We start from the raw sequence: 26,256 nt of genomic DNA on the forward strand, positions 1-26,256 counted from the left end.
CGTAGGCAACGTCCGGGCTACAGCGCGGCGCGGACCAGTCCGGATTCGTAGGCCGCGATCACCAGCTGCGCCCGGTCCCGCGCCGCGAGTTTGTGCAGGAGGTGGCCGATATGGGTCTTCACCGTCGCCAGCCCGAGGTGCAGGGTCCCCGCGATCTCGTCGTTGGACAGACCGCGCGCGATCAGGCTGAGGACCTCCCGTTCGCGGGTGGTGATGTTGTCGAGCGAGGCCGTCACGCGACGACCGGGTTCGGGCAACCGGGCGAACTCGGCGATGAGCCTTCGCGTGATCGAAGGCGCGAGCAGCCCTTCGCCCGCGGCGACGATCCGGATCGCCGACAGCAGCTCGGCGGGCGGAGTGTCCTTCAGCAGGAAACCGCTCGCGCCCGCGCGCAGTGCCGAATAGACGTAGGCGTCGAGGTCGAAGGTGGTCAGCATCAGCACGTGGACGCCTTCACACGCGGCCGACGCGCAGATCCGCCGGGTCGCTTCGATCCCGTCCAGTTCCGGCATGCGGACGTCCATCAGGACGACGTCGGGGCGTTCCTGCTCGGCCAGTTTCGCCGCCTCCGCGCCGTCACCCGCCTCGCCGACGACCTGGAGGTCCGGCGCGCTGTCGACGAGCACCCGGAAACTGCCGCGCAGCAACGCCTGGTCGTCGGCGATCAGCACGCGGATCATCGTGTCCCCACTTCCTCGGCGGCGTACGGCAGCCGCGCGAACACCCGGAATCCCCCAGCGGGCAGTGGTCCCGCCTCGAAGTCACCACCGTAGACCGCGACGCGTTCGCGCATGCCGATCAAACCGTGCCCGCCGACGGTCGCCGGCGAGCCTTCGCCGCGGCCGTCGTCGACGATCTCGACGCTGACCTCACCGGGGCCTTCGGTGATCGTGACGCGGCAGGTGGCCGGTCCCGCGTGTTTCACGACATTGGTCACCGCTTCCTGCGTGATGCGGTAGACCGAAAGCGCGACACCTTCGGGGAGGTCGTCCACCGTCTCGCCGGTCAGCTCGACGCGCACCCCGGCCTGCCCGGCGCGTTCGGCCAGCGCCCGCAGATCGGCGAGTTTCGGTGCGGGACCGAGCGCGGCTTCGGGCGTGCCGTCGCCGGAGCGGAGGACGCCGAGCATCCGCCGGAGTTCGACGAGCGTTTCGCGGCTGGTGAGTTCGATGACCCGCAGCGCTTCGCGTGCTTCTTCGGGCTGGTCCTTCGCGACGTGATTGCCCACGGCCGCCTTCACCGCGATCAGGCTCATGCTGTGCGCGACGACGTCGTGCATCTCGCGCGCGATACGCAGCCGTTCGTCCGAAACCGCCTGATCGGCCTGGGTTTCGGCGAGCTGGGCCAGGTTCGCGCGCCGTTGCCGCGTCATCCAGCCCAGTGCCCATGAGCCCGCCACCCCGCCGCCCGCGAAAGCCGTCGACGCGATCGTGTTCGGTCCGAGCCGCAGGAGCTCGAAGATCGCGACGACGACCAGGCCGAGCCCCATCGCGGTCAGCGAGCGGGCACGGGGGTGTTCCAGTGCCACGGTGTACAGGGCGCAAGCGGTGGCCAGGAGCGCGGCCGGGCCCAGCCCGTTGCCGGCGACCAGGGCCGGGACGAGGCTCCCGAGGCCGAGGCCGTAGGCGGTCAGGGGCCGATGACGCCGCAGCGCGATCGCGATCCCGCTGGCGGCGACCGTCGCCCAGGCGAGCCACATCGGGATGGCGATCAGGAAGGTCCAGGTCCCCGCGGCCAGGTTCCCGCCGACGGCCACCACGAGCACCAGCGCGAGGAGTGCGTCGATCGTGTACGCCACCCGCTGGGAGAGCGCAGACGGCTGTTTCATACGGCGAACTTAGCCGGACGGGCGGCACGTGCGCGTCCGTCCGGCGAAGGTCATCCCCAGGGTGGAGATCAGCTTCCGTAGGCCGCCGCGAAGAACTCCTTCAGCTTCTCGCGCCGGCTTCGCAGCGCCTCGGGCACGACGTCGTCCTGTCCAGGCGGGACCGTCTGGGTCACCTCGACCATGGTGCCGTCGACCGCGGAGTGGGTGAGTTCCCAGCGGACGACGCCGCCTCGCGGCAGGGAGATCTCCAGTAGCCGCGGCGGTTCCTCGCGGAGGACGGTGCCCGTCGCCTTTTCGGCGGCGAGAAGGGGCCAGACCTTGTCGAGCGGTTTCCAGATCAGGTCACGACGGAAGCGGATCACCTTGCCGTCGCCGGCTTCCAGGACTTCGCCGTCGGCAAGCCCGAATTCCTCGGTGTAGGCCTCGATGGGGCCGACCCAGTCCTGAGACGGCTTGTACTCTTCGCCGTCGAGCAGCGCGGAGAGCGCGACGAGGCAGCTGTCCCAGCCCGCGGCCGTGCGCGCGGCCGCGATCCTGGCGATGGCGGGTTCGCCCCGGCCGAACGTATGCGTGAACAGCAGACGGCAGCCGTCCTCCGCCGGAGTGATCTCCCAGCGGAGGACGTCGTCATTCCAGCTGAAGGCGAACACGCGGGGTGCGTCGGCTTCGAGGACATCGCCCGTTGTGGGAGTTTCTTCGCCCTCGAAGGTGAACTCGATGGTTCCGCCCGGCCGCAGGTCGACGGTGACCGCCGCGGGGAACCACCGCGCCAGTTCCGACGGTTCGGTGATGGCCCGCCAGACGCGTTCGGGGCTGTGCGCGAGCCGTCGTTCGACGCGGAGCGCGGGACGTTCCCCGACGGTTTCCAACCGGGCGCGATCGTTCACGGTTACCTCCTAATGTGCCGTTAGGGGAATATAACCGTGAAGGAATACTGGGTCAAACGCCGCTCAAGGCCGCCGTGACCTTCTTTGCGGGGGTGGACCTCGTGCGCGCCTGAGCTTCAGGACGTGTGGACGCCGATTCCGCTCCGGCCTGGCGCGAGGTGGTCACGCAGAACGAGGTCTTCGTCGTAATCGCCGCCGTTCTGGGAACGGAACGGGATCGGGTCGCTTGTAGACAGTGTCCGCAGTCGTTCGCGCAGTGCGTCGGCTGCGGCGTCGTACTGCTCTGGGCTGACGCGGTCGGCGCCGCAGATCGTGAGCGGCGGGAGCACGGACATTCCCGCGTACCACAGGGTTCCGTGCTGCAGTGGGAACAGCAGGTCGTTGATCTCGCCGTTCACGCCACGCGGTCCGATCGTGCGCTCGGGTGCGCCCGCGGTCAGCAGGACCATGGCGCGTTTCCCGGCCAGCTTCCCTTCGCCGTAACGTGCCGTTTTGCCGTCGGGACGCTGGACGCCATAGGCGAAACCTTTGACGAAGACGCGGTCGAACCAGCCCTTGAGGATCGCGGGCATGCCGTACCACCACAACGGGAACTGGATGATCACCGTGTCCGCCCACGCCAGTTTCTCGTGCTCGGCCCGGATGTCCTCGCTCAGTTCGCCCGAGGTGAAGGCGTCCTTCGACGCCGCGCCGACGATCAGCCGGTCGCTTCCGGCCGCGGAGCCGAAGTCCTCCGCGTTCACGACGGGATTCCACTTCATCGCGTACAGGTCGGATTCCCGGACGTTCGCGCCCTGTTCGCGGAGGGTGCGCACGCCTTCGTCGCGCAGCGAGCCGCCGAGGGAACGGGGTTCCGGATGGGCGAAGGTCCACAACACGTTCATGTCCCCACGGTCTCTCGGCCTGTTCGTCGAATCGAGTGGCCCGATGGCCAACATGTGCAAGAATCGAGCCATGGCTTTCTTCACGCGTCCGGGCCGCCACCGGGTGGCCGTACTGGTCCGCCACGGCATGCTGGTGATGGAGCTGGGCATCGTCGTCCGGCTGTTCGGCACGGCCAAGACGGCCGACGGCGAACCGCTGTACGAAGTCGTCACCTGCACGCCGGAGCCCGGGGAGATCCGGACCGACGCCGACGTCACCATCTCGGTCCAGCGCGGGCCGGAAGTGCTGGCCGAGGCCGACACCGTCGTGATCCCGGCGTCGTCCACCGAGTACGAGCCCTCGGGGCAGGACCTCACGGAACCGCTCGCGCGGGCGATGGAGCTGATCCGGCCGGACGCCAGGATCGCGTCCATCTGCACGGGTGCCTTCGTACTCGCCGCGGCCGGCCTGCTCGACGGCCGGAAGGCGACCACGCACTGGCGTTCGGCACTGGACTTCCAGGCGAAGTTCCCGAAGGTCGACCTCGATCCCAACGTGCTCTACACCGATGACGGCAACGTGCTGACCGCCGCGGGGGTCGCGTCCGGTATCGACCTCTGCCTGCACATGATCCGGTGCGATCACGGCGCCGCGATCGCGAACGAGGTCGCGCGCGGCACGGTCGTCTCGCCCCATCGGGAAGGCGGACAGGCGCAGTTCATCCGCCGTCCGGTGCCGGAACCGCAGTCCTCGTCGACAGCGGCGGCGCGGGCCTGGGCCCTGGAGAACCTCGACAGGCCGCTGACGTTGCGCGAACTCGCGGCGAAGGAGTCGATGAGCACGCGGACCTTCACGCGGCGTTTTCGGGACGAGGTCGGGATTTCCGCGTTGCAGTGGCTGACCCAGCAGCGGGTCGAACGGGCGCGTCAGCTGCTTGAGGAAACCGACCTGCCGGTGGACAAGATCGCGGCGGAGGCGGGGTTCGGCACCGCCGCGTCGCTGCGCCAGCATCTGCAGGCCGCGCTGGGTGTTTCCCCGAGCGCGTACCGGAACACCTTCCGGGAAGCGGTCTAGAAGACGCCCCAGGGTACTGACCTGCTGGTAACTTACCCGGAAATAAGTTCCGGAGGTGGTCAGTGAAGGCCCTCAAATTCGCCGAACGGGTGCTGTTCGGCGCCGCCGCGATCGGCACGGTGTACTCCGCCAGGACCGGCAACCGGCGGTTGCAACTGGTGACCAAACCGGCCGCGGTCCCCGTGCTCGCCGCTCGCGTCGCCCGTGCGCAAACGCTTGCACCAGGGGAGAAGGGCTTGCTCGTCGCCGCCCTGATCGCGGCCGGGGCGGGCGACCACTTCATGGCCAGGTCGCACGAGGACCGCGAACTGATCAAGGGCGCGACGTCGTTCGGCGTGATGCAGGTGCTGTACTCCGCGTTCTTGTGGCGTCGCGGCGCGCGTCCGCGTGCGGCCACGGCGTCGCCCCGGCTCGGGGCGTGGGCGGCGGCCGCCGTCGCGATGGCACTCCCGAAGCCGTCTCCAGTGTCTTCGGTGCTCTCGGTCTACGGAGGGCTGCTGAGTACGACGTCGACCCTCGCGGCCGATCCGGTGCTCGCGCCGAAGGCTCGCGTATCGGGTGGGATGGTCGTCCCGTCGGCTGACCGCCGGACCTGGCTCGCCGTCGGCGCGCTGCTGTTCTCCGCGTCCGACCTGGCGATCCTGATCCGTCGCAACTTCGTCACCAGCGAGCGCGTGCGGGCCAACCTCGAGACCTTCGTGCTGACCTCGTATCTCGCGTCCCAGTGGCTGCTCGTCGAAGGCATGACCGCGGAGGAATAGAAAGTTAAGCACCTACTTGACTAACGCTCTGCGTGGGCGGATAGTTAAGCAGGTGCCTAACCAACGGATGGACCAGGTGTTCAAGGCGCTGTCCGACGGGACGCGGCGCGCCATGATCGAGCGCCTCACCCGGGGACCCGCCACGGTGGGGGAGCTCGCGCGGCCGTTGTCGATGTCGCTGCCGGCCGTGATGCAGCACCTCCAGGTGCTCGAAGCCTGCGGGCTGGTCCGGTCGGAGAAGGCGGGTCGCGTCCGCACCTGCCACCTCGAACCGGACGGACTGCGGACGGCCGAGGACTGGCTCGCCGGGCAGCGCACCGGCTGGGAACACCGGCTCGATCGCCTTGGTGACTTTCTGGATTCCGACGAAGGGAAGCTGTCATGACCGTCAAACACGCCACTTTCACCCTCGAACGCGTCTACCCCTTGCCGCCGGAACGCGTTTTCGCGGCCTGGGCCGACCCCGCCGCGAAAGCCGGCTGGTTCACCGTGCCGGGCGGCAGGCACTCGCTGGACTTCCGCGTCGGTGGCCGGGAAGTCACCACCGGTCCGTCCGACGACGGGAAGCGGATGGTGTTCGACGCGCGCTACGAGGAAATCGCCGAGAACGAGCGGATCGTCTACTCGGGGACGCTTTCCGCGAACGACGTACTCGCGACCGTTTCGGTCACGACGGTGCTGCTCGAAGCCGCGGACGGCGGTACCCGGCTGACTTTGGTCGAGCAGGGCACTTTCCTTGACGGGCTCGAGGAACCGAGCTGGCGGGAGCAGGGGACCGCGACCTGGCTCGATGCCTTGGGGACCGCTTTGTCGGCACTATGAACACATGCTGACAGCTGAGTCGATCGTCGACAGCCATGTCCCGTCGGAACCCGCGTTGTCCCCGGACGGGCGTCGCATCGCCTACACGGTCGCGACCATCACGAAGGGCACGCCGGAGATCTGGCTCGCCGCTGTGGACGGCAGTGAAAAGCCCCGGAAACTGGCGGAAGGTTCGTCGCCGAAATGGTCACCGGACTCCACGACCCTCTATTTCCTCCGCGACGGCCGGCTGTACGCGGAGGGCGAGCCGGAGCCGCTGGTCACCTGGCGAAGCGAGATCACGGGATTCCTTCCGATGCGCGAACAGGTCGTGTTCATCGCCGAGGACGAGACACCGGTCCCGGCCATCCGGGTCTGGAGCGAAAGCCTTCGCCCGGAACGGTTGCGGATTTTCGACCCGCGGACCGGCGAAATCAGGACGCTCACCGAAGATCACGTGGTCGGCGTCGCCCGCCGACAGGACGACGGCGCGCTCGCCGTCCTCACCTGGCCGACCCCCGAACTCGACCCCGGTGGTCTCGAACCGCGGCTCGCCGTGGTGGATCCGACGACGGGCGAAAAGCGGGATCTCGGGCAGACCCCGGTCGAAGCCACCAGTCCCGTTTGGTGGCGGGATCTCGACGGCTGGCATGTCGCGTATCTCGCGACTCCGGAGTTGGTCGGCGGCTGGGCGGTGTTCGACGTTCCCGTGGAGACCGGGGAACACCGGAACTTGACCGCGGAGTCGGTCTGCCCGATCAGGCTCGCGCAGGTCGATTCCGGCGCTCCGCTGGTGCTCGTCGCCGACGGTCTCGACACGGCGCTCCATCGGCTCGGGTCCGGCGAAGTGTCGTTCTGGCGCGGCCAAGCGGACGCGCTGACTTCCAACGGGGAGATCGTGGCCACCGTGCTGAGCACGGCCCACCGGCCGAAGGATGTCCATTGTGGACCGGTGGGTGGCTCGTTGACGCGGGTCAGCGATACGGCTCCGGAATTCGCCGGGATCTCGTGGGGATCACAGGAGCGGTTGTCCTATAAGGCTTCCGACGGTCTCGCGCTGGACGGCCTGCTGGTCCTCCCGCCGGGAAAGAGCCGGGAGGACGGGCCGTTTTCGTTGGTCACCCTGCCCCACGGCGGGCCGTACGACCGGAACGCGGACCGGTTCATGCTCAACTGGTACCCGTCCGCGCAATGGTTCGCCTTGGCGGGACACGCGGTCTTCCTGCCGAACCCCCGTGGCGGGCAGGGCCATGGCCACGAATTCGCCGCTTCCGTCGCCGGCCGGGTCGGGTTGGAGGAGTGGAGTGATCTCGAGGCCGGGATCGACCTCCTGGTAGCCGAGGGGGTGGCCGATCCGGAGCGGCTCGGGATCGCGGGCTGGAGTCACGGCGGCTTCGTGGCGGCGTGGGCCGTCGGGCAGACCCGCCGGTTCAAGGCGGCGCTGATGGGTGCCGGGATCTGCGACTGGGGCATGCTCGCCGCGACCGGCGAATTCGGTCCCTTGGAGGCCGGGCTCGGCGGAAGCACCGGCTGGGAAGGGAAAGGACCGCACCGGCACGATCAGCTCAGCCCGATCTCCTACGCGTCGGAGATCGAAACCCCGGTGCTGATCGTGCACGGCGCGGACGACACGAACGTCCCGTACTCACAGGCGGAATTCTTTCACCGCGCCCTACGCCACTTCGGCGTCGAGCACGACCTCGTCGTCTATCCCGGCGAAGGACACTCGATCCGCGGACGGGAGAACCAACTGGATCTGCTCCGCCGCACCCGCGAGTGGTTCAGCCGCCTGCTCGACCCGGCTTAGCCGTTCTGCGGCACGCCGGGAACGTAGGTGCCGAAGGACCACTCGTAACCTTCGAGATCGTCGACGCGGCAACGGTAGTTCCCCCATTCGGTGGCCGTCGGTTCCCAGACCGGCGGCGCACCGGCCTCGATGGCGGAAGCGAAAATCGCGTCCACGGCCTCCTGCGTCGGAAGGCTGACATAGAGCCCGTGGCCGACGGTCTCGCCCTTGCGGCTCGCGCGGTCGTAGTCCTCCTCCGCGCTGAACACGATGATGGAAGCGCCGCCCAGCCGCAGTTCGGCATGCTGGATCAGGCCTTTGTCGTCGGCGAACTCCGAGACGGTCTCGAAACCGAAGGCGCGTTCCAGCCAGCGAAGCGCCTTCGGTGCGTCGTGGTAGGCGAGGTAGGAGTGGAGGGCTGCGGGGCGATCGGTGGTTTCGGTCATGAGCGCAGCCTGGCAACCGATGCGGACATCCACTGCCCTCGATTCCCGGCGGTTTCCGCGATTTCCGGTTCGCCGGGATCGGGGCCGGTGGACGGCCCGGCGTCCACCGGGTCCGTCCACGCCGGATCACCCACGCCCCATCACCACAGCAGCCGGACCGCGAGCGCGGCGATCAGCACGCTCGACGCCAGCGCGGTGACCAACCGGCCACGACGCCCGGTCAACGCCTTGCCGAGGACCGCGCCGCCACCCGCGAGGAACAGTTGCCAGCTGGCCGATGCCGTGAACGCCGCGACCACGAAGACCACATGCTCCGCTCCACTGGCGGCGGCCATGTCCTCGCTGCCGAGCACGAGCGCCGCGAAGTAGATCACGGTGGTCGGATTCAGCAACGTGATCCCGAGCAGGCTCACGTAGGCCTTCAGCGGTCGGATCGCCATCGGCCGGGTCACGTCGGACTTCGCGGAGTCGCGGAAATTCCGGACCCCGGTGATTCCGATGTGGACGGCCAGTACGAGCAGGACCACCACCGAACCCCAGCGCAGCGGTACGGCGATCGGTTGGATGATCGGGATGAGCCGGCTGCCGCCGAGCACCGCGATGAGGGCGTAGAGGCCGTCGGCCGTGGCGACGCCCAAAGCGGCGTACGCGCCGACCTTGAGGCCGTCCCGAGCCGTCAGCAACACCAGGTAGGTCCCGACCGCGCCCACCGGAATGGCGATGCCATAGCCGGCGAGCAGGCCCGCGACCAGCGCGGCGCTCACGGTCGGACTGGCGTCGGCCTCCGACCGGCCTTGGCCTGCTGCTGCACCCGCACTCGTCGGAGGACGGAGGGCGACGGCAGGAAGGTGATGGTCGAAGTCATGTGCTGAAGGATGCGAACGGACGGTCTCGTGCGCAACACAATTATCGAATCAGTCGGGTACTCCCTTCTCGATGAACCGGGTCTGCCCTGTGCCTGCGACCACCATGCCTCAAGGGTCCGACAAAAACAGAACTCGCCCAGGTCGGCGGCGATCTTCACGCCTTCCGGCTCACGCTCCCGACTCAATAGGCCCAAGGAGCTGAAGGGCCCTTTCCCCTCATCTCATGCGGTGAAGGGCGCTTTCCCCGCGTCGCATGCGAGGAAAGGCCCCTTCAGCTCGGCCTGAATGAGGCCCCATTGATCGCGCATTGTGCAGGCTCAACTCGCGCGCGCGCACCTATCGGGTGAATTGAAGAAGGAAGTCAATTACAGAATTGGTACTAGCGCATATGTTCGACCGGCGCTAATGTCGAAGGCGAGCAGCGAGGCCGGTCGGAGAGGGAGGTGATCAGACGCCGGCGGTCTGCAGAACGGCATCCAGGTCGGCCAGGAGCCGGGCTTTCGGCCTGGCACCGACGGTCGTCCACACTGGACTGCCGCCGCGGAAGAGAATCAGCGTCGGCAGGGACATGACCTGGTAGTTCCTCGCGGTCAGCGGGTTTTCGTCGGAGTTGAGCTTGCGGATGATCAGCGCGTCGGCGCGTTCATCGGCGATCTCGGCGAGCACCGGCGCGATCATGTGGCAAGGCGGGCACCACTGCGCCCAGAAGTCCACCAGGACGGGCTTGTCCTGGTCCAGGACGAGTTCTTGGAAGGTTTCATCGGTGACGACAGAAAGGGATGACATCAGGTCTCCTCGTTCATCGGCATGACGACGCACGGTCCCGGCGGCGTTTTCAACGCACCCGCCAACTTGGCCAGCAGGCTGTCCCGCACGTCGTTGAGCTTGGCCAGACAGGCGTCCACCTCGGCGAGTTTGCGTTGGTAGACCTCGATCGAATCGGCGCAAGAGTCGCCGGTCTCGTGACCGGCACGCAGACACTCGACGAACGGCCTGGTGTCTTCGAGGCTGAGCCCGACCGCTTGCAGGGTCAGGATCTCGTTGACCAGACGGTAGTCGTCCTCGTCGTACTCCCGGTAGCCGTTCGACGCGCGCCGTGCGTCGAGAAGCCCTTGTGACTCATAGAAACGCAGCGCGCGGGTGGTGGTTCCGGTACGCGCGGCGAGTTCACCGATCCGCATGGTTCCGAGCGTAAACCTTGCCCTTGGCGTCAAGGCAAAGCCGATATCCGGGTGCCTGGTTCCGGTTGGAATCGGGTGCCGCCGATTCGCCGGACCTGTCGTTCCCGGTCAGTCGTGTGCCCGGTCAGTCGTCGAGGTCGACTCGGATGGTGAGGAGGTTCGTGCCGATCGCCTGCACCGCGGCGCTGTTGAGCCTGGGCAGGGCCTTCAGGCGGGCGCGAGGGTCGTCGTCCGGGAGCAGATGCGCCGTGCCGGTGTGCCACCGGCCTTTGAGCCGGAGCCGGACATGCGGATCGGCCTGGATGTTGCGGACGTACTGCGACTTCTCGCCGAATTCCGAGACGATCCAGAACTCGCGGCCGACCAGGCGGCCGCCGATCGGTGTCGGCCGGGGTACCCCGGACTTGCGGCCGGTGGTCTCGAGGATCGGCTGGTTCGGCAACCGGCCGAGGAGCGGGTTGCCCACGTGCCGCTGGAAGGTCGTGGCCACCCGGTGCTTGATCTCGTGAAAGCGCGACATGCGGCTCCTGACGGTCGAAGAGGCGGGCAAGGTCAAGGGTGCCCGACTGCGGTTCGGCGCACCATCAGGGCGCAGCGCTCGCTGGGATGTTCGAAACCGGCATGTGGTCCGCGGTCGAGCCGGGCGGCCAGGTCGAAACCCGCGGTTCGCAGCGCCGAGATCTCGGTGTCCGGATCGAGGTACCGGAAACTCAGGTCGACTTCGTGGTCCCACCAGGTGTCGAGGGTCTTCATCCCGCCGGTCGGTACGTCGGGATCGCGGACATGAAAGGAGAGCAAGGCGTATGCGCCGGGTCGGAGGACCCGGGCGAATTCGCGATAGGCCGTGGCCCGGCGGTCGTCGTCGAGATGGATGACCGCGTAAAGACAGACGAGCCCGGCCAGCGCCGCGTCTCGTACCGGCAAGGCCGTCATATCCGCCGCGCAGGCGGGGAGGGAGGTGCGCGAACGAACGGTTTCACACATCGAAGTCGAGAGATCCAGGCCGACGACCCGCCGGCCTCGCGCGGCCAGATAGGCGGCGACATGCCCGGGCCCGCAGCCGATGTCGGCGACCGTTCCGTCCCGGACCAACTCGGCGAAGGCGTCGAGCAGAGCGCGATCGAGCGGTTTGTGCCGGAGTTCGTCGCTGAGTTCCTCGGCGTACCGGTCGGCCACCAGGTCGTAACTGCGGCGCGTCTGGTCGGTCACGTTCACTCCAGGCGACGGCGAGGGCGGACGAGTCCGACGGTACAGCGGTTCTCGGATCCACCCGTTTGTCGTTCCCGTCAGTACGCTCGTTCCATGGTGAACGAGTCCGAGGTGGACCTGGGGGACGGGAACACCCTGCACACGTACGACACGGGTGGAACCGGCCCGGTGGTCTTCTGGCACCACGGGACCCCGAACATCGGCGCTCCACCGGCGCCGCTGCTCCCGGCCGCCGAGCGGCTCGGGCTGAGGTGGGTCTCCTACGACCGGCCCGGCTACGGCGGCTCGACACCTCGGCCCGGTCGAGATGTCGCGTCGGCGGCGTCGGACGTCGCGAAGATCGCCGATGCTCTAAAGATCGAGCGGTTCGCGGTCTTCGGCCATTCCGGCGGCGGTCCGCACGCGCTCGCGTGCGCCGCTCTGCTGCCGGAGCGGGTCTCGGCGGCGGTCGGTGTGGCGAGTATGGCGCCGTACGACGGCGACGGGCTGGATTGGTTCGCGGGTATGGGTGCGGCGGGAGTCGGATCGCTGACGGCCGCTTTGGCGGGACGAACGGAAAAGGCGAGATACGAGGCCTCGGCCGAATACGACGCCGAGATGTTCACCGCGTCCGACCACGCGGCCTTGAAGGGAGACTGGGCCTGGGTCCTCGATGTCGTCGGTCCAGCGGTCCAGGGTGGGCCGGACGGGCTGATCGACGACGACCTCGCGTACGTCGCGCCGTGGGGATTCCAGCCGTCCGACATCACGGCGCCGGTTCTGCTCCTGCACGGTGGGGAGGATCGGATCGCGCCTCTCGCTCACGGGGAGTGGCTCGCCCGGCAGTGCGCCACGGCCGAGCTGCGGACCTTCCCCGAGGACGGGCACATCTCGGTCCTCCGCGAGGGAGAGGCCGCGCTCGAATGGCTGGCCGGTCGGCGATGACGGAGACCCCATCCCTGTCGCCAGGTAGTGAAGGCCTCCTTCACTACCTTGAGGTCAGGGTTCCGGCAAAGTCGCAGAGTTGCTGGTCGGTGCTGTTCTTGGTGGTCCGGATGTGGCATCGCTGGTGCCCGCGGGGTTCGAGTGTGGAGGATTTGGGACGTTGCACGTCCCAAATCCTCCACACTCGACGTCCCAATTCCTTCATCGTCGGCCCGGACCATGACAAATAGTTGCCCGACCTGCACGATGGCGACTTTGCCGGGGCCCTGACCTTGAGGGTAGGTAAGGGGCCCTTCACGGCAGCGGGCCGATCACGCCATACGGCGAAGCCGGTAGCTAGGCCGCAGGCCGTCCGGCGCCCGTGTAGTCGTCGCCCTTCGAGTGATACGTGTGGATCTGGATCGCCTGACCCTCGGTGGGCGCGTTGATCATCAGACCGTTCCCGAGGTAGAGCCCGACGTGGTGGATCCGCGTCGCCGGATTCCCGTAGAACACGAGGTCGCCCAGCTTCGGTTCCTGATCGCCGGGGACTCGCGGCAGGGCCCGGAACTGGCTGTCCGCGGTCCGCGGCAGCCCGACACCGGCTTCGTCGTAGGACGCCTTGGTCAGCCCCGAGCAGTCGAAGCCCGCCGCGCCCGCTTCCGGTCCGTTGCCGCCCCACACGTACGGGAGTCCCAGCTGGCCGAGGGCGAACCGGGTCGCCTTCACCGCGGGGCTGGACGCTCGCGCCGGGTCGAGCGAGAGAGTCGCGTACAGCTGCGCGTTGCCCAGGACGCGCTGGCGGAACAGTTCGGCGTCGTTGCCGATCTTCCCGGTTCCCTTGCCGCCCTGGTATCCGGCGATCGCCTTCCACCAGCCGGCGCCGCCGCCGAGGTCGGCCCCGGACGCGCACAGCGCGCGACCGGCGGCGACCGAAGCCGAGTCGGGATCGGTGAGCGCGGGTTTCGTGATCCCGGGGATCGCCGTCCCGTACTTCTTCCACTGCTGCGCCGACAGGCCGAGGGGGTTGTCGCCGCCGCGCCCATGGTTCGAACTCGCCGCGCCGACCCCCGCCAGGGTGACCCAGGAAAGGTGACAGTTCGGCTGTTCGCCGCGCAGTGCCAATTCGCCGTTCGCGTAGCCGATCAGCGACTTCGCCGGGATGTCGAGCGGTCCGGAGAGCTTGGTGGCCCACTCCTCCAGCGGCCGGGCGCCCTTCGGCGTCTCCTGCGCCTTGACCGGTGCGCTGACTTCGAGGACCGAGGGACCCGCGCCGCCGCCGACGGTGGCCGGATCCTGGTTGGCGGCCGGGAGGGGGACCGGCTGGGTCCCGTCGGCGGGTGCCGGATCGTTCCCGCCCGCGAGCAGCCAGCCCGCCGTCGCGAGCCCGGCGACCAGCGGGAGGGCGACCAGGCTGCGCATCGCCACACCATGCGCCCATGACTTCTTCTTCGGGCTGGTTTCGGGCGCGCTCGGGGCGGGCTCGGGCTCAGTCACGCCGTCCAGGCTATTGGAGACCACCTCTCTGTAACGAGCGACCGCCTTGCACGTTAGGGGGACTCTCATATTCTGGACAAATGACTGAGACGGGAGCGCTCGACGCCGGGCGTCTGAGTGCCGCGCTGTCCGGCCGGTACGCCGCGATCCAGGTCGTGGCGAGCACTGGGTCCACCAACGCCGACCTGCGGGAAGCCGCCGCGAAGGGGGGCGAGGACCGCACCGTGCTGATCGCCGAGGAGCAGACGGCCGGGGTCGGCCGCCGCGCGCGGCAGTGGTCCTCGCCGAAGGGATCCGGGCTCTACGTCAGTGTCCTGCTGCGTCCCCGCGAGGTCCCGTTCGCCAATTTGGGTTCACTTTCCGTGGTCGCCGGCCTCGCGGTGCGGGAGGTCGCCGCGGGCCTGGGCGTAGACGCCGTCCTCAAGTGGCCGAACGACGTCCTGGCCGGGCCGGACCGCGGCAAATGCGCGGGCATCCTGGCCGAGGCCGTCGCCGGGGACGACACCACCGTGATCCTCGGTATCGGCCTGAACGTGCTGCCGCTCGGCGAGAACGTCCCGGCCGGGCCCGGCGGTCTGCCCGCGACGTCGCTGGCCGAGCAGGGGGCGACCGACACCGATCGTGGTGAGATCGCCATCCGCCTGCTCACCGGTTTCGACGAACTCGAACGCCGCTGGCGCCTGGCGGGCGGCTCGCTGGCCGAGGCGGGCCTGCTCGGTGACTACCGGCGGCATTGCGCCACGCTGGGCCAGGACGTCGAGGTCCAGCTGCCCGACGGCTCGGCGCTGACCGGCCGCGCCGCCGACATCGATCCCGCCGGCCAGCTCCAGGTCGACGTTCCCGGTGGTGAGCGGTACACGGTGTTCGCCGGAGACGTCGTCCACGTGCGGCCCGCCCGGCCCTGATCCGGCGGATCGTGACAAGTCTCGATTTGCGGCGCCTCCTCTTCCCCCGGCGCTGTTCGCCGGTACGGTGAGGCTCACCAGCGCCGAACACACTTTGGGAGCGTCCGTCGTGGCCTATCCGGACGATTTGCTCAGCGAAAACGAGCACGTCGTGGTGCACAGTCACCCGCATTTCAAGATGCTGATCTTCCCCTTCGTCGCGCTGATCGTCACGCTCGGCGTGGGTATCTGGCTGGGCATCCTGGCGAAGGACGCGACGGCCCCCTGGGACCTGATCTCGCTGATCGCGGTCGGCGTGGTCGGGCTCGGCCTCGTCGTCTGGCTCTTCCTCGCGCCGTTCGTCCGCTGGCGCACGACGCATTTCATCGTGACCACGGACCGGCTGATCGCCCGTGAGGGCGTGCTCAAGCGGACCGGGATCGACATCCCGATGTCGCGGATCAACAGCGTCCAGTTCGAGCACGGACTGCTGGACCGGGTGTTCGGCTGCGGCACGCTGGTGATCGAATCCGCGTCGGACGAACCGCTGAGGTTCGACGACATCCCCAAGGTCGAGCGGGTGCACACGGTCATCTACCGCGAGGTCAACGACAACCCGTACGACGACTACGCGCCGCCCGCACCCGGCGCTCCGCAGCAGACCGAGCCGCTGCCGCCGCAGGGGCGTCCGCCGCGCGGCGACAGGCGCCGTTGATGGGCACGCGAGAGCTGGGCCTGCCCGACCGCGTCCCGTCCGCCGAGGCGTTGCCGGAACGGGTGACGATCTGGGAGGTCGGCCCCCGGGACGGCCTGCAGAACGAGAAGTCGATCGTTCCGGTCGAGGTGAAGCTCGAGTTCCTGGCCAAGCTCGCCGACGCCGGGTTGACCACGCTCGAAGCGACCAGTTTCGTGAGCCCGAAATGGGTGCCGCAGCTGGCCGACGCCGAGCAACTCCTCGCCGGGCTCGAACGCCGCGAAGGCGTCCGTTATCCCGTTCTCGTCCCGAACGAGCGCGGGCTGGACCGCGCGCTGGAGGCCGGGGTGGCGCATATCGCGATCTTCGCCAGCGCCACCGAGACCTTCGCCAAGAAGAACCTCAATTCCACGGTGGACGACCAGTTCGCGATGTTCGAGCCGGTCGTCACCCGGGCACGGGCCGAAGGGCTCGACGTGCGCGGCTACGTGTCGATGTGCTTCGGCGACCCGTGGGAGGGCGCCGTCCCGGCCTCGCAGGTCGCCGGGGTGGGCAAACGACTGCTGGACCTCGGCTGTTCGCAGCTTTCGCTCGGGGACACCATCGGCGTCGCCACCGCCGGGCAGGTCGAGGCGCTGATCGGGCAGTTCGCCGACGTCAGCACCCTCGCCGTCCACTTCCACGACACCTACGGCCAGGCGCTCGCGAACACCTTGGCCGCCCTTCGCTGCGGTGTCTCCACTGTGGACTCGTCCGCCGGGGGACTCGGTGGCTGCCCGTACGCCGAATCGGCCACCGGGAACCTCGCGACCGAGGATCTGGTGTGGATGCTCGACGGTCTCGGCGTCGAAACCGGTGTCGACCTCGACGTGTTGGTGTCGGCCAGCAAGTGGATGGCCGGGAAGCTGGGCAGGCCGAGCCCGTCCCGGGTGGTCAACGCGCTCGCGGGATGAGGTTCGCCGAACTCACGAACGACACCTTGCCCCTGTTCGAGCGGTTGTTCGGCCCGGGTGGCGTGCAGGGCGGGTGCTGGTGCGCCTTCTTCCGGCTGACCGGCCCCGAGTTCGAACGGGCGGGCAAGGACGGCCGCAAGGCGCATGTCCGCGGTGCGACCGCCGCCGGGAAACCGTTGGGACTACTGGCCTTGGCCGATGACGACGAACCGGTCGGCCGGGTCGCGGTCTCGCCCCGGCCGGACAACCCGAGGTCGGCGCGCTGCTGCGGGAGGCCGTTGGATCTGTACCACGGCACGGTGAGCATGTTCGAAAGGCGGGTTTCGAGCTCGTCGAACGCCGTCCGCCGACACGGGCTTTGATGCGCTTTCGGGTATCCGCCGACGAGAACGCCGGTCGGCGATAAGGTCTTCACGGGACCTGTCCGCTGCCTCCCCCTTCACCGGTGGGATCGATTCCTTGGGGGAGGTGCGGTGACCGATCCGAGCGAGGCCGGAACGGGCCCGATCCGGCTGCCCGTCCAGTACGCCGATGCCGACGCGCCGACGCCGCCTCAGGGGCTCCGTGCTCCGTACGCGCCTTCGCCGTGGCCGCCCGCCGTCGCGCCGTTGCGCGTACCCTTCCCGCCCGCCGCGCCGCCGGTGCCCCCGGCTCCGCCGCCGATGGGGGCTTTGCGCACCGAACGGGAAAGCGTGATCGCGCTGTTCCTGGTACATATGTTCCCCATCGGGCATCTCCCGGTCGCGATGGCCAAACCCGCGCGCCAGTTGCCGCTGCCCGAGGGCGGTTCCGGTCCGCAGGATCATCCCCAAGCGGGCGTGCTGGACGACCTGGACGCGTTGTCGTATGTCAGCGGTGGTTTCCGGCGTTCCCCGACGGCTCCGGCCGTCTTCCCGCCACCGGCGTTGACCAGGGGACACGATCCGTGGGGCGGAGAGTCCCGAGAGGACTGGGAGCGCCGGTTCACGGACGAGACCGGGTACCTGTGGCCACCCGGCGAACTCTTCCCTGAGGGCGGTATCGACCCGGCGACACCGGTGATGCTCGAGGTCGGCACCCATCTCGACCGGTTCGGGGACCACCACGGCCGGGTGTTCGCCGAAGACGCGACCCTGTTCTCGATGCGCTCGTTGCCGCCGGACCGGGTCACCGCGTACCGGCGCTACCGCGTCGTCCGGCCGCTGCCGGTCTGGCGATCGGTGACCGCCGAATGGTTCGGCCAGCCGGGCGGCGGGGTGCGCTTCCGCGCGGTCCTCGGCGCGGATGAACTCGTCACGCTGGGCTTCCTGGCGGACGTAACGGGGGAGGTTCGGTGAACACGGGGACGATCCTGCGGTGGCTGGCCGCGCTGGGCGTACCGCCCGAGGTGGTCTCGGTCGGCGCGGAGACGGACAACGCCTGGTGCCTCATGCGCACCGAGGAGGAGGGCGCCGAACCCGCTTGGGAGGTGTTCTGGCGCGAGCAGGGGAACCGGTACGACTGGGCACGCTTCACCAGCGAGCAGGTCGCCTGCCATTACCTCTTCGGCCGCCTGGCGTGGTCGCAGGTCGCGCGCGGCGCCGTCGGTCTCCTGCCCGGCGCGCAGTGACTCAGCGTTTCAGGATGGCCAGTGCTTCGTCGTGGAGCAGGCCGTTCGTCGACAGCGCCGAGCCGTTGTCGTAGCGGGCCTCGCCGGAGAGGTCGGTGAACCGCCCGCCCGCCTCGGTGATCAGCACCTGGGCGGCGGCGACGTCCCACGGGTTCACGATGCATTCCGCGGTGATGTCGAGCGCGCCCTCGGCGACCAGGCAGTGGTGCCAGAAGTCCCCGAAAGCGCGGCTTTCCCAGCACGCGTTGACGAGGTCCAGGTACTTCTCCCGCGAGTGGTACTCGACCCACGAGTTCAAGTCCGTTGTGGACAGATAGGCGTCTTCGAGCGAGGCCACCTTCGACACCGAAAGGCGCCGTTCGCCGCCGGAGTCGCGCAGCCAGGCGCCGTCCCCGGTGGCCGCCCACCAGCGGCGCCCGAGCAGCGGCGCGCTGATCATGCCCACCACCGGGGTGCCGTCTTCGACCAGCGCGATCAGCGTCGCCCACACCGGGACCCCGCGCAGGAAGTTCTTGGTCCCGTCGATCGGATCGAGCACCCAGGCCCGGCCGGTCGCGGCCGAACCACCGCGTTCTTCGCCGAGGACGGTGTCGTCCGGGCGTTCCGCGGTGAGGATCGCGCGGATCGCGTCTTCGACGGCGGTGTCCGCGTCGGTCACCGGGGTCCGGTCGGGTTTGCGCTCCACGGCCAGGTCGAGCGCGCGGAACCGGTCGGTCGTGATGGCGTCGGCGGCGTCGGCCAGCCGGACGGCGAGTTCCAGATCATTCTCGTAGCCGGGCACGGTCACGATGCTTTCACGCCCGGCGGCCGTAGAGTTGAGCAGGTGAGCATGGTGCTACTCGCCGAGGATGACCCGGCCATCGCCGATCCGCTTTCCCGCGCCCTTCAGCGGGAGGGATACGACGTGCGCGTCGTCGGTGACGGGCCCGCCGCCCTCGACGCGACCGAGAGCGACCGTGTCGACCTCCTGGTCCTCGATCTCGGCCTGCCCGGGATGGACGGGCTGGAGGTGTGCCGCCGCCTGCGCGCCAGCGGGACGGAGGTGCCGGTGCTGATGCTCACCGCGCGCACGGACGAGGTCGACTTCGTGGTCGGGCTGGACGCGGGCGCGGACGACTACGTCGCGAAGCCGTTCCGTCTCGCCGAACTGCTGGCCCGGATCCGGGCGTTGCTCCGCCGCCGGGCTCCCGAGGTGCTCGAAGCCGGCGGGGTGCGGATGGACCTCGGTGCCCGGATGGTCACCGTGGACCTGCACGAGGTGCAGCTGGCGAACAAGGAGTTCGAGCTGCTGCGGGTGCTGATGAGCCGTGCGGGCCAGGTCGTCAGCCGCGACGAGATCCTCGCCGAGGTGTGGAACGACCTCGAATCGAAGACCTCCAAGACCCTCGACATGCACATGTCGTGGCTGCGCCGGAAACTCGCGATCGCCGCGGACGAGGCGGCGGGCCGGACGAGCAGGCCGGGCGGGAACGGGGACGGCGAACGGCGGATCGCCACGGTCCGCGGCGTCGGCTTCCGCTTCAACGCGGAATAGCATGCGCCGTCGCATCCTCCTGGCGATCCTGCTCGCCGTCGCGGTGACCGCGGCGGTGCTGGGCATCCCGCTCGGGATCACCGCCTGGCAGCTGGTCGAGAACCTCAACCGCGAGAACCTCGCGTCCGCGGCGCGCGGGATCGCGGCCACCCTCGACAACGAGATCGCCAACGGCCAGCCGATCGACCTCGACCAGGTCCGGGTGGCCGTGCCGCCGGGCGGGCTGCTGACCGTCCGCGCGGAGGGGCAGATCGAGAAGCGCTACGGCTCCGATCCCGGCAGCGACGTGGTCTCCGAAAAGGTGCCGATCGCGCTGCACGGCGAGGTCGAGCTGTCCGTACCCGCCGGGCCCATGCGCACCCGGCAGACGCAGGTGACCCTGCTCGTGGTGCTGCTGGTCGTGCTGTCGGTCGGTACCGGCACGGTGGTCGCGACCGTGACCGCGCGACGGCTCGCGAAACCGCTGAGACACGTCGCCGATCGCGCGGTCAAACTCGGTGGCGGCGACTTCCGGCCGGATCCCAAGCGCTACGGCGTCGGCGAACTCGACATGGTCGCCGAAGCGCTCGACGCGTCCGGTTCGGCGCTGGCGCAGCTCGTCCAGCGAGAACGCCAGCTCGTCGGCGACGTCTCCCACCAGCTGCGGAGCCGGTTGACCGCGTTGCAACTGCGGCTCGAACCGCTCACCGTCCATCCCGACCAGGACGTCGTCGACGAGGCGAAGGCGGCGCAAGAACAAGCCGACCGGCTGGCCGAGGCACTCGACGAGCTGCTGGCGGCCGCGCGGGCCGCCAGCGAGGTCAGCGCGGAACCGGTGAATCTGGCGGAAGTTCTCCCCGAGGTTTCGGAAGAATGGCGACAGCTGCTTCGCGCTGAAGGCAGGCATCTGCGGCTTCGCGTCACTGACGGGCTGAGGGCCAGGGCCACCCCTGGCCGGCTGCGCGAGGTCGTCGGCGTCCTGCTCGACAACGCCCTGCGCCACGGCGCGGGAACGGTCACGCTCGCCGCCCGCCGCGGCGACACGGACGGCACCGTGGTGATCGAGGTCGCCGACACCGGCTCCGGCGTGCCCGACGAGCTGGCCCCGCACATCTTCGAACGCGGGTTCTCCGGTGGCGGGTCGACCGGGGTCGGGCTCGCGCTCGCCCGCGCGCTCGTCGAAGCCGACGGCGGGCGGCTGGAGTTGTCGAGCAAACAGCCCGTGGTGTTCAGCCTCTTCCTGAAGGTCCCCCGTCCCGGCGATGTGGCCGAAGTCCGGTGGCCCGCGGAACGAGTCCCCAGGTAAGACCTCCCCAAGGACCTCCCGATAGGGCAGCGTCGCGGACGCGGACCGACCTACCGTCTGGAGGGTGCGTGCGACGGCGTTTCGGTATCGCCCACCGGTGACTCCGGTGGCCGCGGCGACCGCGGAGATCGGCAAGGTGACGGTTTCCGTGCGCCTGTCCTTCGAAGGCGACCTCTACGCGTGCCGCCGTCCTCCCGGCGTGGTGGAGCGGGTGGAGGCCGAAGCGCTGGACCTGCTCTCGAAGGGCCTGTTCGTCAGCGGGATCGACACTCCGGTCGCGACCGTCACCGGAGCGGCCGGACACCGGTTCGTGCAGGAGACGACCGTGTTCCAGCCACCGGACCGCTGGATCTACCGGGGCACCTGCGGGGTCGGCGCCAGCCGGAACGGGCTGACCTTGACCGGCGTGCTCGGCTACCGGCTCGAGGTCCGGGCCTGCTGGGCCCGGCGAGCGGGCGAATGCGGCCCGCCCACGACCGCGGCCGAATGGTGCGAGTTCTTCGGAGCGCAGCTCGCGTCCATCGGAGGGGTGGTCCTGCGGCGGGCCTCCGTGCTCAGCCTCGGTACTCCGCCGTGACCGTGACGACGAACGCCGCGCGCGCGGGCAGGCCGAGGGCCGCCCACAGCCCGGTGGGATCGGTTTCCCCGATACCCAGCCGGAACGGCTGCGCGTCGACCGTCAGGAACTCGGTTTCGAGCAGGACCCGCAGCGACCGGTCGAGCAGGGTGTGCTCGTCGCGGACCCGGTCCGCCCGTGCGGTGACCAGATAGGACAGTGCGCACCGCTTCGCCCGCACGGCGCCGTTTTCCGGACCGGCGCCGTGCAGGGCGAAGAGGAACAGGTCGACGCTCGATACCCGCGTCTCCGTCTGCCAGGTGGGTTTCGGCGGATCCAGCCGGACCACCGTCCCCTCCGGCAGATGAGGTGCGATGAGCAGGCACAAGGCCTCGTCGACCTGCGTGATCACGGGCTCAGATCAATCCCTCACGCAGTGCGTAGGCCACCGCGTGCGAGCGGTTCCGGAGCTGGAACCGGTTGGTCACGTCGTGCAGGATGCTCTTCACCGTGCGCTGCGAGTAGCAGAGCTGATCGGCGATCTCCTGCGTCGAGAACCCCGACGCGACCAGCTTGAGCACCTCGGTCTCCCGGTTGCTCATGCCGCCGAAGTGCAGGCCGCGCGGCTGCAGTACCTGGCGCTGCAGCCGGGAGACCCGGTGCAGGAGCCTGCCGAGCAGGTCGGGCGGGAGCGCGCCTTCCCCGGCGGCGGCCGCCTTGATCAGCCGGACCAGAACGTCGGCGCCGGCTTCCGAGCGGCGGGCGACCGCGCAGACACCGTGCTCGATGGCGCCGAGGATCTCGTTGTCGTCGACCTCACCCGCGATGAGCACGATGCGGGTGAACCCCTGGTGGTGCAGCGCGGACAGCATCTGCGTCATCGCCTCGTCGAGGCGGTCGGTGACCAGGAGGGCCACCATGCTCGGGTCGGTGGTCTCCCCGTCCACCAGCCAGACGTCGTCACGGGAGCGCAGCGTCATGCAGACGCCGTTGTGCAGGATCGGATCGGTGGCGCGGACGATCACCGGTGTCCTGTTCGGTTCGAACATGTGATTCCCATTCCCCTCGAACGGTGCGAGGGCCCCACCCCTCGCACTACTCACCCTGCCGGGTGAGGTGTCCCGGGCACATGGGACTCCGGTCCCGACATTGCCCGAAAAGCCGCCCTTATCGGGGTCGCCAAGTCGTGAGTGGCGATGACGGTTCGAGCCAAACGTGTTTCAAGTACCTACCGGGGTGGGTTCGTCGGCTCGGACCATCGCTACCAGGCTCAGTGGCACCACCGGTCACAGCGATAGCGCGTGAAGACCCCCTTCGCTCGGCTCAGCCGAGGAAACTCGACCTTCACACCTTCCTCAGTACATGATGGCCCCCTTCCTTGCGCCTAGCGCAAGGAAGGGGGCCATCATGTACTTCACCGCGAGCAAAGCCGCAGGCTACGAGTAGGTATCTAAGAGAGAGTTCGTCAGAACCGTCATTGCCACTCACGACCCGGTGCGCGATGGCGACCGATCACCGGCCCAGCCCGGCTTCGCGGGCGCGCACGATCGCTTCGGCGCGGTCCGCGACGTGGAGTTTGCTGAATACGTTGGAAATGTGGTTCCGCACGGTTTTCGGGCTGAGGCACAAGGTGCTCGCGATGGCGGTGTTGCTGTGGCCGCCGGCGATGAGGGAGAGGACCTCCCGTTCGCGGACGGTCAGTTCCGGGAACACCGTGTCCGGGCTCGGCTGAGAATGATTGAAGAAGCCGAGGACCCGTGTCGCTATGTCGGGCCCGAAGATCGCTTCGCGCCTTGCGACGGCGTGGACGGCGCGGATGATTTCGTCGGGCTCCGCGTCTTTCAGCAGATATCCGCGGGCCCCGGCCCGCATCGCGGAGAAAACGGCCTCGCTTTCGTCGGCCATCGTCAGCATGAGCACGCCGATGTCCGGCTGCCTGGCGACGATGTGACGGGTCGCTTCGGCGCCGCTGAGGTCGGGCAGGTGCAGGTCCATGACCACGACGTCGGGCCCGAGGACGCTCGCCGCGCTGATCGCGTGCGCCCCGCTCGCGGCCTCGCCGACCACGTCGATCCGCGGTTCGTTGGCGAGCAGTGTGCACACCCCGAACCGGAACAATGGATGGTCGTCGACCACGAGCACACGAAGGTGTTCAGTCATCCGGGCTCCCCCTGTCTCCCCGTCGCGGCACGCTAGCGAGCGGGCCGGTCGCGGACAACGCGTGGTCCGGACAGCGGACCGGCGAGAATTCAACGCCTGACGAGTATCGCGTATCGCGGCGATCCGCCCAAGTCCTTAACCCTTTCGGCCCAGGAGGGGGAGCGAGGGACCTTTGCTCTCGCCGCCCGGGCACGCCGAGCGAGCGATAGCAAAGGTCCCTTGCTCTCTTTCCGCAGGTCAGACGAAGGCAGCGGCGTGCTCGCGGGCCCACTCGGCGAACGTCAGCGGCGCCCGGCCGAGGAGTTCGCGGACGGTGTCGAACACGATCTCCTCGTTCCCGGCGGACTGCCGTTTGAGTTCGAAGAACCCGTCGACCGCCGAAGCGGGCCAGCCATGCCCGAGCATCCGGGCGCGGGCGTCGGCCTCGGGCTCTTCGACGTAGGTCAGCCGTCGTCCGAGGGCTTCGCCGAGGATCTCGACCTGCCGACGCGTCGTGAGGGCTTCGCCGCCGGTGATCGGGTAGGTCTTGCCCGCGTGCCCCTCGGTGGTGAGCACGGTCGCGGCGACTTCGGCGATGTCGCGGACGTGCACCAGCGCGGACGCCGGATCGCCTTCGGGGACGCGGATGACGCCGTCGCCGCGGACCGCGTGCAGCCAGGCGAACCGGTTGTCCATGAACGTGCCGGGCCGCAGGATCGTCCAGTCCGGCCCGGCCTCGCGCACGGCCTGCTCGGCCGCGGCGTGTACCGAGGAGATCGGATCCGTCTGTCCGAAGTGGACGCCGGTGGTGGAGAGCTTGACGAGCCGGTCGACGCCGGTGGCGGCCTTGACCACGGCGCGTTCCTGGGCGAGACCGTCCGAGCCGTGCCCGGAGGTCAGGATGAAGACGCGATCGACACCGTCGAGCAGCGCGGGGTCGAAGGCGTCGAGGTCGCATGCGGCGACTTCGGCACGCGGATCGAGGCGGGCGCGGGCCGGATCACGGGTCAGGGCGCGCACGCGAGCGCCCTTGTCCAGCAGCGCGGGAACGAGTTCGCGGCCGATTTTGCCGGTGGAACCGAGTACGAGAATCATCGAAGAAATCCTTCAGTGGTGGCGTCGCAGCGCGACGCGGGGCAGGAAGAGGGAAGCGACGAGGCCGATCACGAGGGCGGGGACCATCACCCAGAACACGCCGTTGAGCGCGGAGGCATAGCCGCTGGGGCTGTCGGTGCCGAACGCACTCGTGAACACCGCTCCGAAAACGGTCAGCCCAGCCGTGGTGCCGAGAGAGCGCAGGAAGCCGACGGTCGCCGAAACGGCGCCGAGATCGGTCCGGGCCACGTTCTGCTGAGCGGCCATGGAAAGCACCTGGATGTTGAGCCCGGCCGCGATGCCGAACACGACGAGGTAGGCGACGACGAGCGGCAACGGCGTGGTTTCGTCCATTGTGGACATGGCGAGCGCGGCGGCGAGGCCGAGCGTCATGCTGAGGATCGGTGCCCAGCGATAGGCGCCGGTCTTGGCGATGATCCGGCCCGCGACCATCGACGACGCGGCGACAGCGAGCGTCATCGGCAGGAGCAGGAGTCCGGCTTCGGAAGGTCCAGCGCCGCCCGCGGTCTGCAGGAAGAGCGCCAGGTAGTTGACCGAACCCAGGAAGACGAATCCGGCGGCGGCACTGGCCAGGACGCTCAGGCTGAACATCCTGGCGCGGAAGAGCCGGAGCGGGATGACCGGCGCGGCGGCCCGGCGCTCGATGGCCAGGAAGACGACGAGCAGCACCGCGCCGATCGACGCGGAGAGCGGCGTCGCCAGGGTGAGACCGACGATCGCGCCGGACAGGACGACGATGCCCGCGAAGTCGAACGGCGCGGTCGTCCGGCGTCGTTCGAGCTGGAGGGAGCGCGCGACGATGACGAGTGCGATCAGGCCGATCGGCACGTTGACCAGGAAGATCGAACGCCAGCCCGCCAGGTCGGTCAGTACGCCGCCGACGACCGGGCCCGCCAGCGAGGAGCCGGCGAAGCAGAGCGAGAACCAGGCGAAATAGCGGGCGCCTTCGCGGCCGGGGAACAGTTCGCCGATGATCGCGGCGACCGTGACGAACAGGCCGCCGGAGCCGACGCCCTGCAGGACGCGGGCGGCGATCAGCAGCGGCATCGTCGGTGCGAGTGCGCAGGCGAGGGAGCCGAGGACGAACAGGGCGATCGCGGCGAGAACGACGCGTTTACGGCCGAAGAGGTCGCCGAGCTTCCCGTAGACCGGCGCGCTGACGCTGCCTGCCAGCAGATAGGCGGTGGTGACCCAGGCGAACGACGTGGCGCCGCCGAGTTCGCCGACCATCCGCGGCAGGGCGGTCGCGACGACCTGGGCGTCGAGCATTCCCAGGAACACGGCGGCGAAGAGCCCGACAAGGGCAAGGGTGTTGTGGACGCGCGGAGGCGCGCCGGGAGCGGTGCTCAAGAAAGAGATCCATTCACTGGAAGAAACGAGGGAACGCGAGGGACGCAGAGCGCT

At 69.1% G+C, this 26,256-nt stretch carries 32 protein-coding genes; 15 read left to right on the top strand and 17 right to left on the bottom strand.

The annotated features are described in order from the left end of the window. Positions 1–17 precede the first annotated feature (17 nt). From L324_RS29485 to L324_RS29500, 4 genes are all read right to left on the bottom strand, one after another. Positions 18–680, bottom strand: a complete 663-nt coding sequence (locus L324_RS29485; protein ID WP_037315991.1) for a response regulator — start codon at positions 678–680, stop codon at positions 18–20. After that, a complete protein-coding gene (locus L324_RS29490) occupies positions 677–1,828 on the bottom strand; it encodes a sensor histidine kinase (protein ID WP_037315994.1) in 1,152 nt (383 codons plus the stop codon). Before L324_RS29490 ends, L324_RS29485 begins: the two co-directional genes overlap by 4 nt. A gap of 68 nt (positions 1,829–1,896) precedes the next feature. Then, positions 1,897–2,715 carry an SRPBCC family protein gene (locus L324_RS29495; RefSeq protein ID WP_037315997.1) on the bottom strand — a complete coding sequence of 273 codons (819 nt, stop codon included), beginning with the start codon at positions 2,713–2,715 and terminating at the stop codon, positions 1,897–1,899. Between the two features lie 116 nt (positions 2,716–2,831). Beyond that, positions 2,832–3,599, bottom strand: coding sequence for an NAD(P)H-dependent oxidoreductase (locus L324_RS29500; protein WP_037316000.1), 768 nt, complete (start codon positions 3,597–3,599; stop codon positions 2,832–2,834). A gap of 43 nt (positions 3,600–3,642) precedes the next feature. On the opposite strand from L324_RS29500, the gene L324_RS29505 reads away from it, so the two are divergent. The 5 genes from L324_RS29505 (at position 3,643) to L324_RS29525 (ending at position 8,022) form a co-directional block, all read left to right on the top strand. After that, entirely contained in the window at positions 3,643–4,653 is a 1,011-nt protein-coding gene (locus L324_RS29505; RefSeq protein ID WP_037316002.1) for a GlxA family transcriptional regulator, read from the top strand. 62 nt (positions 4,654–4,715) lie between these two features. Beyond that, complete coding sequence (locus tag L324_RS29510) at positions 4,716–5,414, top strand: lysoplasmalogenase family protein (RefSeq protein ID WP_037316005.1); 699 nt, start codon at positions 4,716–4,718, stop codon at positions 5,412–5,414. Positions 5,415–5,481: 67 nt separating this feature from the next. Continuing rightward, positions 5,482–5,799 carry an ArsR/SmtB family transcription factor gene (locus L324_RS29515; protein ID WP_037316008.1) on the top strand — a complete coding sequence of 106 codons (318 nt, stop codon included), beginning with the start codon at positions 5,482–5,484 and terminating at the stop codon, positions 5,797–5,799. After that, positions 5,796–6,236, top strand: a complete 441-nt coding sequence (locus tag L324_RS29520; RefSeq protein WP_037316010.1) for an SRPBCC domain-containing protein — start codon at positions 5,796–5,798, stop codon at positions 6,234–6,236. The genes L324_RS29515 and L324_RS29520 overlap by 4 nt, the downstream gene beginning before the upstream one ends. Before the next feature lie 4 nt (positions 6,237–6,240). Further along, positions 6,241–8,022, top strand: coding sequence for a S9 family peptidase (locus L324_RS29525; protein WP_037316013.1), 1,782 nt, complete (start codon positions 6,241–6,243; stop codon positions 8,020–8,022). Here the strand turns inward: L324_RS29525 and L324_RS29530 are convergent. The 6 genes from L324_RS29530 to L324_RS29555 all read right to left on the bottom strand — a co-directional run bounded on the left by L324_RS29530 (position 8,019) and on the right by L324_RS29555 (position 11,703). Next, positions 8,019–8,447 carry a VOC family protein gene (locus tag L324_RS29530; RefSeq protein WP_037316016.1) on the bottom strand — a complete coding sequence of 143 codons (429 nt, stop codon included), beginning with the start codon at positions 8,445–8,447 and terminating at the stop codon, positions 8,019–8,021. The genes L324_RS29525 and L324_RS29530 overlap by 4 nt on opposite strands. A gap of 140 nt (positions 8,448–8,587) precedes the next feature. Further along, positions 8,588–9,211: a LysE/ArgO family amino acid transporter gene (locus L324_RS29535; RefSeq protein WP_037316020.1), complete on the bottom strand. Its 624-nt coding sequence runs from the start codon at positions 9,209–9,211 to the stop codon at positions 8,588–8,590. Between the two features lie 549 nt (positions 9,212–9,760). Next, positions 9,761–10,099 (bottom strand): thioredoxin, encoded by a 339-nt coding sequence (trxA, locus tag L324_RS29540; protein ID WP_037316023.1) that lies wholly within the window; start codon positions 10,097–10,099, stop codon positions 9,761–9,763. Continuing rightward, the gene (locus tag L324_RS29545) at positions 10,099–10,494 is read right to left on the bottom strand and encodes a MerR family transcriptional regulator (protein WP_037316026.1); all 396 of its coding nucleotides are present in this window, start codon (positions 10,492–10,494) and stop codon (positions 10,099–10,101) included. The genes trxA and L324_RS29545 overlap by 1 nt, the downstream gene beginning before the upstream one ends. A 124-nt stretch (positions 10,495–10,618) precedes the next feature. After that, the gene (locus L324_RS29550; RefSeq protein WP_037316029.1) at positions 10,619–11,014 is read right to left on the bottom strand and encodes a nitroreductase/quinone reductase family protein; all 396 of its coding nucleotides are present in this window, start codon (positions 11,012–11,014) and stop codon (positions 10,619–10,621) included. Positions 11,015–11,046: 32 nt separating this feature from the next. Next, positions 11,047–11,703, bottom strand: a complete 657-nt coding sequence (locus L324_RS29555) for a class I SAM-dependent methyltransferase (protein ID WP_037316032.1) — start codon at positions 11,701–11,703, stop codon at positions 11,047–11,049. 93 nt (positions 11,704–11,796) lie between these two features. Here L324_RS29555 and L324_RS29560 point away from each other — a divergent pair, with 93 nt between their 5' ends. Beyond that, positions 11,797–12,627 carry an alpha/beta fold hydrolase gene (locus tag L324_RS29560; RefSeq protein WP_037316035.1) on the top strand — a complete coding sequence of 277 codons (831 nt, stop codon included), beginning with the start codon at positions 11,797–11,799 and terminating at the stop codon, positions 12,625–12,627. A gap of 336 nt (positions 12,628–12,963) precedes the next feature. Here L324_RS29560 and L324_RS29565 read toward each other — a convergent pair whose 3' ends face one another. After that, positions 12,964–14,103: a C40 family peptidase gene (locus tag L324_RS29565; protein ID WP_173426414.1), complete on the bottom strand. Its 1,140-nt coding sequence runs from the start codon at positions 14,101–14,103 to the stop codon at positions 12,964–12,966. An 80-nt stretch (positions 14,104–14,183) separates the two neighbouring features. Between L324_RS29565 and L324_RS29570 the strand changes: the two genes are divergently transcribed. From L324_RS29570 to L324_RS29595, 6 genes are all read left to right on the top strand, one after another. Then, positions 14,184–15,008 carry a biotin--[acetyl-CoA-carboxylase] ligase gene (locus tag L324_RS29570; protein WP_037316041.1) on the top strand — a complete coding sequence of 275 codons (825 nt, stop codon included), beginning with the start codon at positions 14,184–14,186 and terminating at the stop codon, positions 15,006–15,008. Positions 15,009–15,117: 109 nt separating this feature from the next. Further along, positions 15,118–15,702, top strand: coding sequence for a PH domain-containing protein (locus L324_RS29575; RefSeq protein ID WP_037316044.1), 585 nt, complete (start codon positions 15,118–15,120; stop codon positions 15,700–15,702). Continuing rightward, positions 15,702–16,634: a hydroxymethylglutaryl-CoA lyase gene (locus tag L324_RS29580; protein ID WP_037316047.1), complete on the top strand. Its 933-nt coding sequence runs from the start codon at positions 15,702–15,704 to the stop codon at positions 16,632–16,634. Before L324_RS29575 ends, L324_RS29580 begins: the two co-directional genes overlap by 1 nt. Further along, positions 16,631–16,996 (top strand): hypothetical protein, encoded by a 366-nt coding sequence (locus tag L324_RS29585; protein WP_051174147.1) that lies wholly within the window; start codon positions 16,631–16,633, stop codon positions 16,994–16,996. Before L324_RS29580 ends, L324_RS29585 begins: the two co-directional genes overlap by 4 nt. A gap of 111 nt (positions 16,997–17,107) precedes the next feature. Beyond that, positions 17,108–17,950 (top strand): TNT domain-containing protein, encoded by an 843-nt coding sequence (locus L324_RS29590; protein WP_037316050.1) that lies wholly within the window; start codon positions 17,108–17,110, stop codon positions 17,948–17,950. After that, complete coding sequence (locus L324_RS29595) at positions 17,947–18,222, top strand: hypothetical protein (RefSeq protein WP_037316053.1); 276 nt, start codon at positions 17,947–17,949, stop codon at positions 18,220–18,222. The genes L324_RS29590 and L324_RS29595 overlap by 4 nt, the downstream gene beginning before the upstream one ends. A 1-nt stretch (position 18,223) precedes the next feature. Here the strand turns inward: L324_RS29595 and hisN are convergent, their stop codons facing one another. After that, on the bottom strand, positions 18,224–19,009 hold the full coding sequence (gene hisN, locus L324_RS29600; protein WP_037316056.1) for a histidinol-phosphatase: 786 nt from the start codon (positions 19,007–19,009) through the stop codon (positions 18,224–18,226). A gap of 42 nt (positions 19,010–19,051) precedes the next feature. Between hisN and L324_RS29605 the strand changes: the two genes are divergently transcribed. The 3 genes from L324_RS29605 to L324_RS29615 all read left to right on the top strand — a co-directional run bounded on the left by L324_RS29605 (position 19,052) and on the right by L324_RS29615 (position 21,618). Continuing rightward, a complete protein-coding gene (locus tag L324_RS29605) occupies positions 19,052–19,756 on the top strand; it encodes a response regulator transcription factor (protein ID WP_037316611.1) in 705 nt (234 codons plus the stop codon). A gap of 1 nt (position 19,757) precedes the next feature. Then, entirely contained in the window at positions 19,758–21,041 is a 1,284-nt protein-coding gene (locus tag L324_RS29610; RefSeq protein WP_037316059.1) for a sensor histidine kinase, read from the top strand. A 97-nt stretch (positions 21,042–21,138) separates the two neighbouring features. Then, positions 21,139–21,618 (top strand): hypothetical protein, encoded by a 480-nt coding sequence (locus L324_RS29615; protein ID WP_235783680.1) that lies wholly within the window; start codon positions 21,139–21,141, stop codon positions 21,616–21,618. Here the strand turns inward: L324_RS29615 and L324_RS29620 are convergent. From L324_RS29620 to L324_RS29640, 5 genes are all read right to left on the bottom strand, one after another. Then, a complete protein-coding gene (locus tag L324_RS29620; RefSeq protein WP_037316062.1) occupies positions 21,596–22,009 on the bottom strand; it encodes a Pvc16 family protein in 414 nt (137 codons plus the stop codon). The genes L324_RS29615 and L324_RS29620 overlap by 23 nt on opposite strands. Positions 22,010–22,013: 4 nt before the next feature. Beyond that, a complete protein-coding gene (locus tag L324_RS29625) occupies positions 22,014–22,646 on the bottom strand; it encodes a helix-turn-helix transcriptional regulator (RefSeq protein WP_037316065.1) in 633 nt (210 codons plus the stop codon). A gap of 463 nt (positions 22,647–23,109) precedes the next feature. Continuing rightward, positions 23,110–23,757 carry a response regulator gene (locus L324_RS29630; protein ID WP_037316067.1) on the bottom strand — a complete coding sequence of 216 codons (648 nt, stop codon included), beginning with the start codon at positions 23,755–23,757 and terminating at the stop codon, positions 23,110–23,112. A gap of 237 nt (positions 23,758–23,994) precedes the next feature. Continuing rightward, positions 23,995–24,831, bottom strand: a complete 837-nt coding sequence (locus L324_RS29635) for an NAD(P)H-binding protein (protein ID WP_037316070.1) — start codon at positions 24,829–24,831, stop codon at positions 23,995–23,997. 12 nt (positions 24,832–24,843) lie between these two features. Continuing rightward, positions 24,844–26,202, bottom strand: coding sequence for an MDR family MFS transporter (locus L324_RS29640; RefSeq protein ID WP_037316073.1), 1,359 nt, complete (start codon positions 26,200–26,202; stop codon positions 24,844–24,846). Between the last annotated feature and the right edge of the window lie 54 nt (positions 26,203–26,256).

This window comes from Amycolatopsis orientalis DSM 40040 = KCTC 9412 (genome assembly GCF_000478275.1).
In the GTDB taxonomy this organism is placed as follows: Bacteria; Actinomycetota; Actinomycetes; order Mycobacteriales; family Pseudonocardiaceae; genus Amycolatopsis; species Amycolatopsis orientalis.

What these genes read in the sequence shown, in the direction of transcription:
- L324_RS29500 (WP_037316000.1), bottom strand. Translation starts at nt 3,599, where the DNA reads ATGAACGTGTTGTGGACCTTCGCCCATCCGGAACCCCGTTCCCTCGGC.
- L324_RS29515 (WP_037316008.1), top strand. Translation starts at nt 5,482, where the DNA reads ATGGACCAGGTGTTCAAGGCGCTGTCCGACGGGACGCGGCGCGCCATG.
- L324_RS29630 (WP_037316067.1), bottom strand. Translation starts at nt 23,757, where the DNA reads ATGACTGAACACCTTCGTGTGCTCGTGGTCGACGACCATCCATTGTTC.
- L324_RS29490 (WP_037315994.1), bottom strand. Translation starts at nt 1,828, where the DNA reads ATGAAACAGCCGTCTGCGCTCTCCCAGCGGGTGGCGTACACGATCGAC.
- L324_RS29585 (WP_051174147.1), top strand. Translation starts at nt 16,631, where the DNA reads ATGAGGTTCGCCGAACTCACGAACGACACCTTGCCCCTGTTCGAGCGG.
- L324_RS29545 (WP_037316026.1), bottom strand. Translation starts at nt 10,494, where the DNA reads ATGCGGATCGGTGAACTCGCCGCGCGTACCGGAACCACCACCCGCGCG.
- L324_RS29525 (WP_037316013.1), top strand. Translation starts at nt 6,241, where the DNA reads ATGCTGACAGCTGAGTCGATCGTCGACAGCCATGTCCCGTCGGAACCC.
- L324_RS29635 (WP_037316070.1), bottom strand. Translation starts at nt 24,831, where the DNA reads ATGATTCTCGTACTCGGTTCCACCGGCAAAATCGGCCGCGAACTCGTT.
- L324_RS29605 (WP_037316611.1), top strand. Translation starts at nt 19,052, where the DNA reads ATGGTGCTACTCGCCGAGGATGACCCGGCCATCGCCGATCCGCTTTCC.
- L324_RS29560 (WP_037316035.1), top strand. Translation starts at nt 11,797, where the DNA reads ATGGTGAACGAGTCCGAGGTGGACCTGGGGGACGGGAACACCCTGCAC.
- L324_RS29580 (WP_037316047.1), top strand. Translation starts at nt 15,702, where the DNA reads ATGGGCACGCGAGAGCTGGGCCTGCCCGACCGCGTCCCGTCCGCCGAG.
- L324_RS29570 (WP_037316041.1), top strand. Translation starts at nt 14,184, where the DNA reads ATGACTGAGACGGGAGCGCTCGACGCCGGGCGTCTGAGTGCCGCGCTG.
- L324_RS29520 (WP_037316010.1), top strand. Translation starts at nt 5,796, where the DNA reads ATGACCGTCAAACACGCCACTTTCACCCTCGAACGCGTCTACCCCTTG.
- L324_RS29625 (WP_037316065.1), bottom strand. Translation starts at nt 22,646, where the DNA reads ATGTTCGAACCGAACAGGACACCGGTGATCGTCCGCGCCACCGATCCG.
- L324_RS29610 (WP_037316059.1), top strand. Translation starts at nt 19,758, where the DNA reads ATGCGCCGTCGCATCCTCCTGGCGATCCTGCTCGCCGTCGCGGTGACC.
- L324_RS29530 (WP_037316016.1), bottom strand. Translation starts at nt 8,447, where the DNA reads ATGACCGAAACCACCGATCGCCCCGCAGCCCTCCACTCCTACCTCGCC.
- L324_RS29485 (WP_037315991.1), bottom strand. Translation starts at nt 680, where the DNA reads ATGATCCGCGTGCTGATCGCCGACGACCAGGCGTTGCTGCGCGGCAGT.
- trxA (WP_037316023.1), bottom strand. Translation starts at nt 10,099, where the DNA reads ATGTCATCCCTTTCTGTCGTCACCGATGAAACCTTCCAAGAACTCGTC.
- L324_RS29505 (WP_037316002.1), top strand. Translation starts at nt 3,643, where the DNA reads ATGGCCAACATGTGCAAGAATCGAGCCATGGCTTTCTTCACGCGTCCG.
- L324_RS29550 (WP_037316029.1), bottom strand. Translation starts at nt 11,014, where the DNA reads ATGTCGCGCTTTCACGAGATCAAGCACCGGGTGGCCACGACCTTCCAG.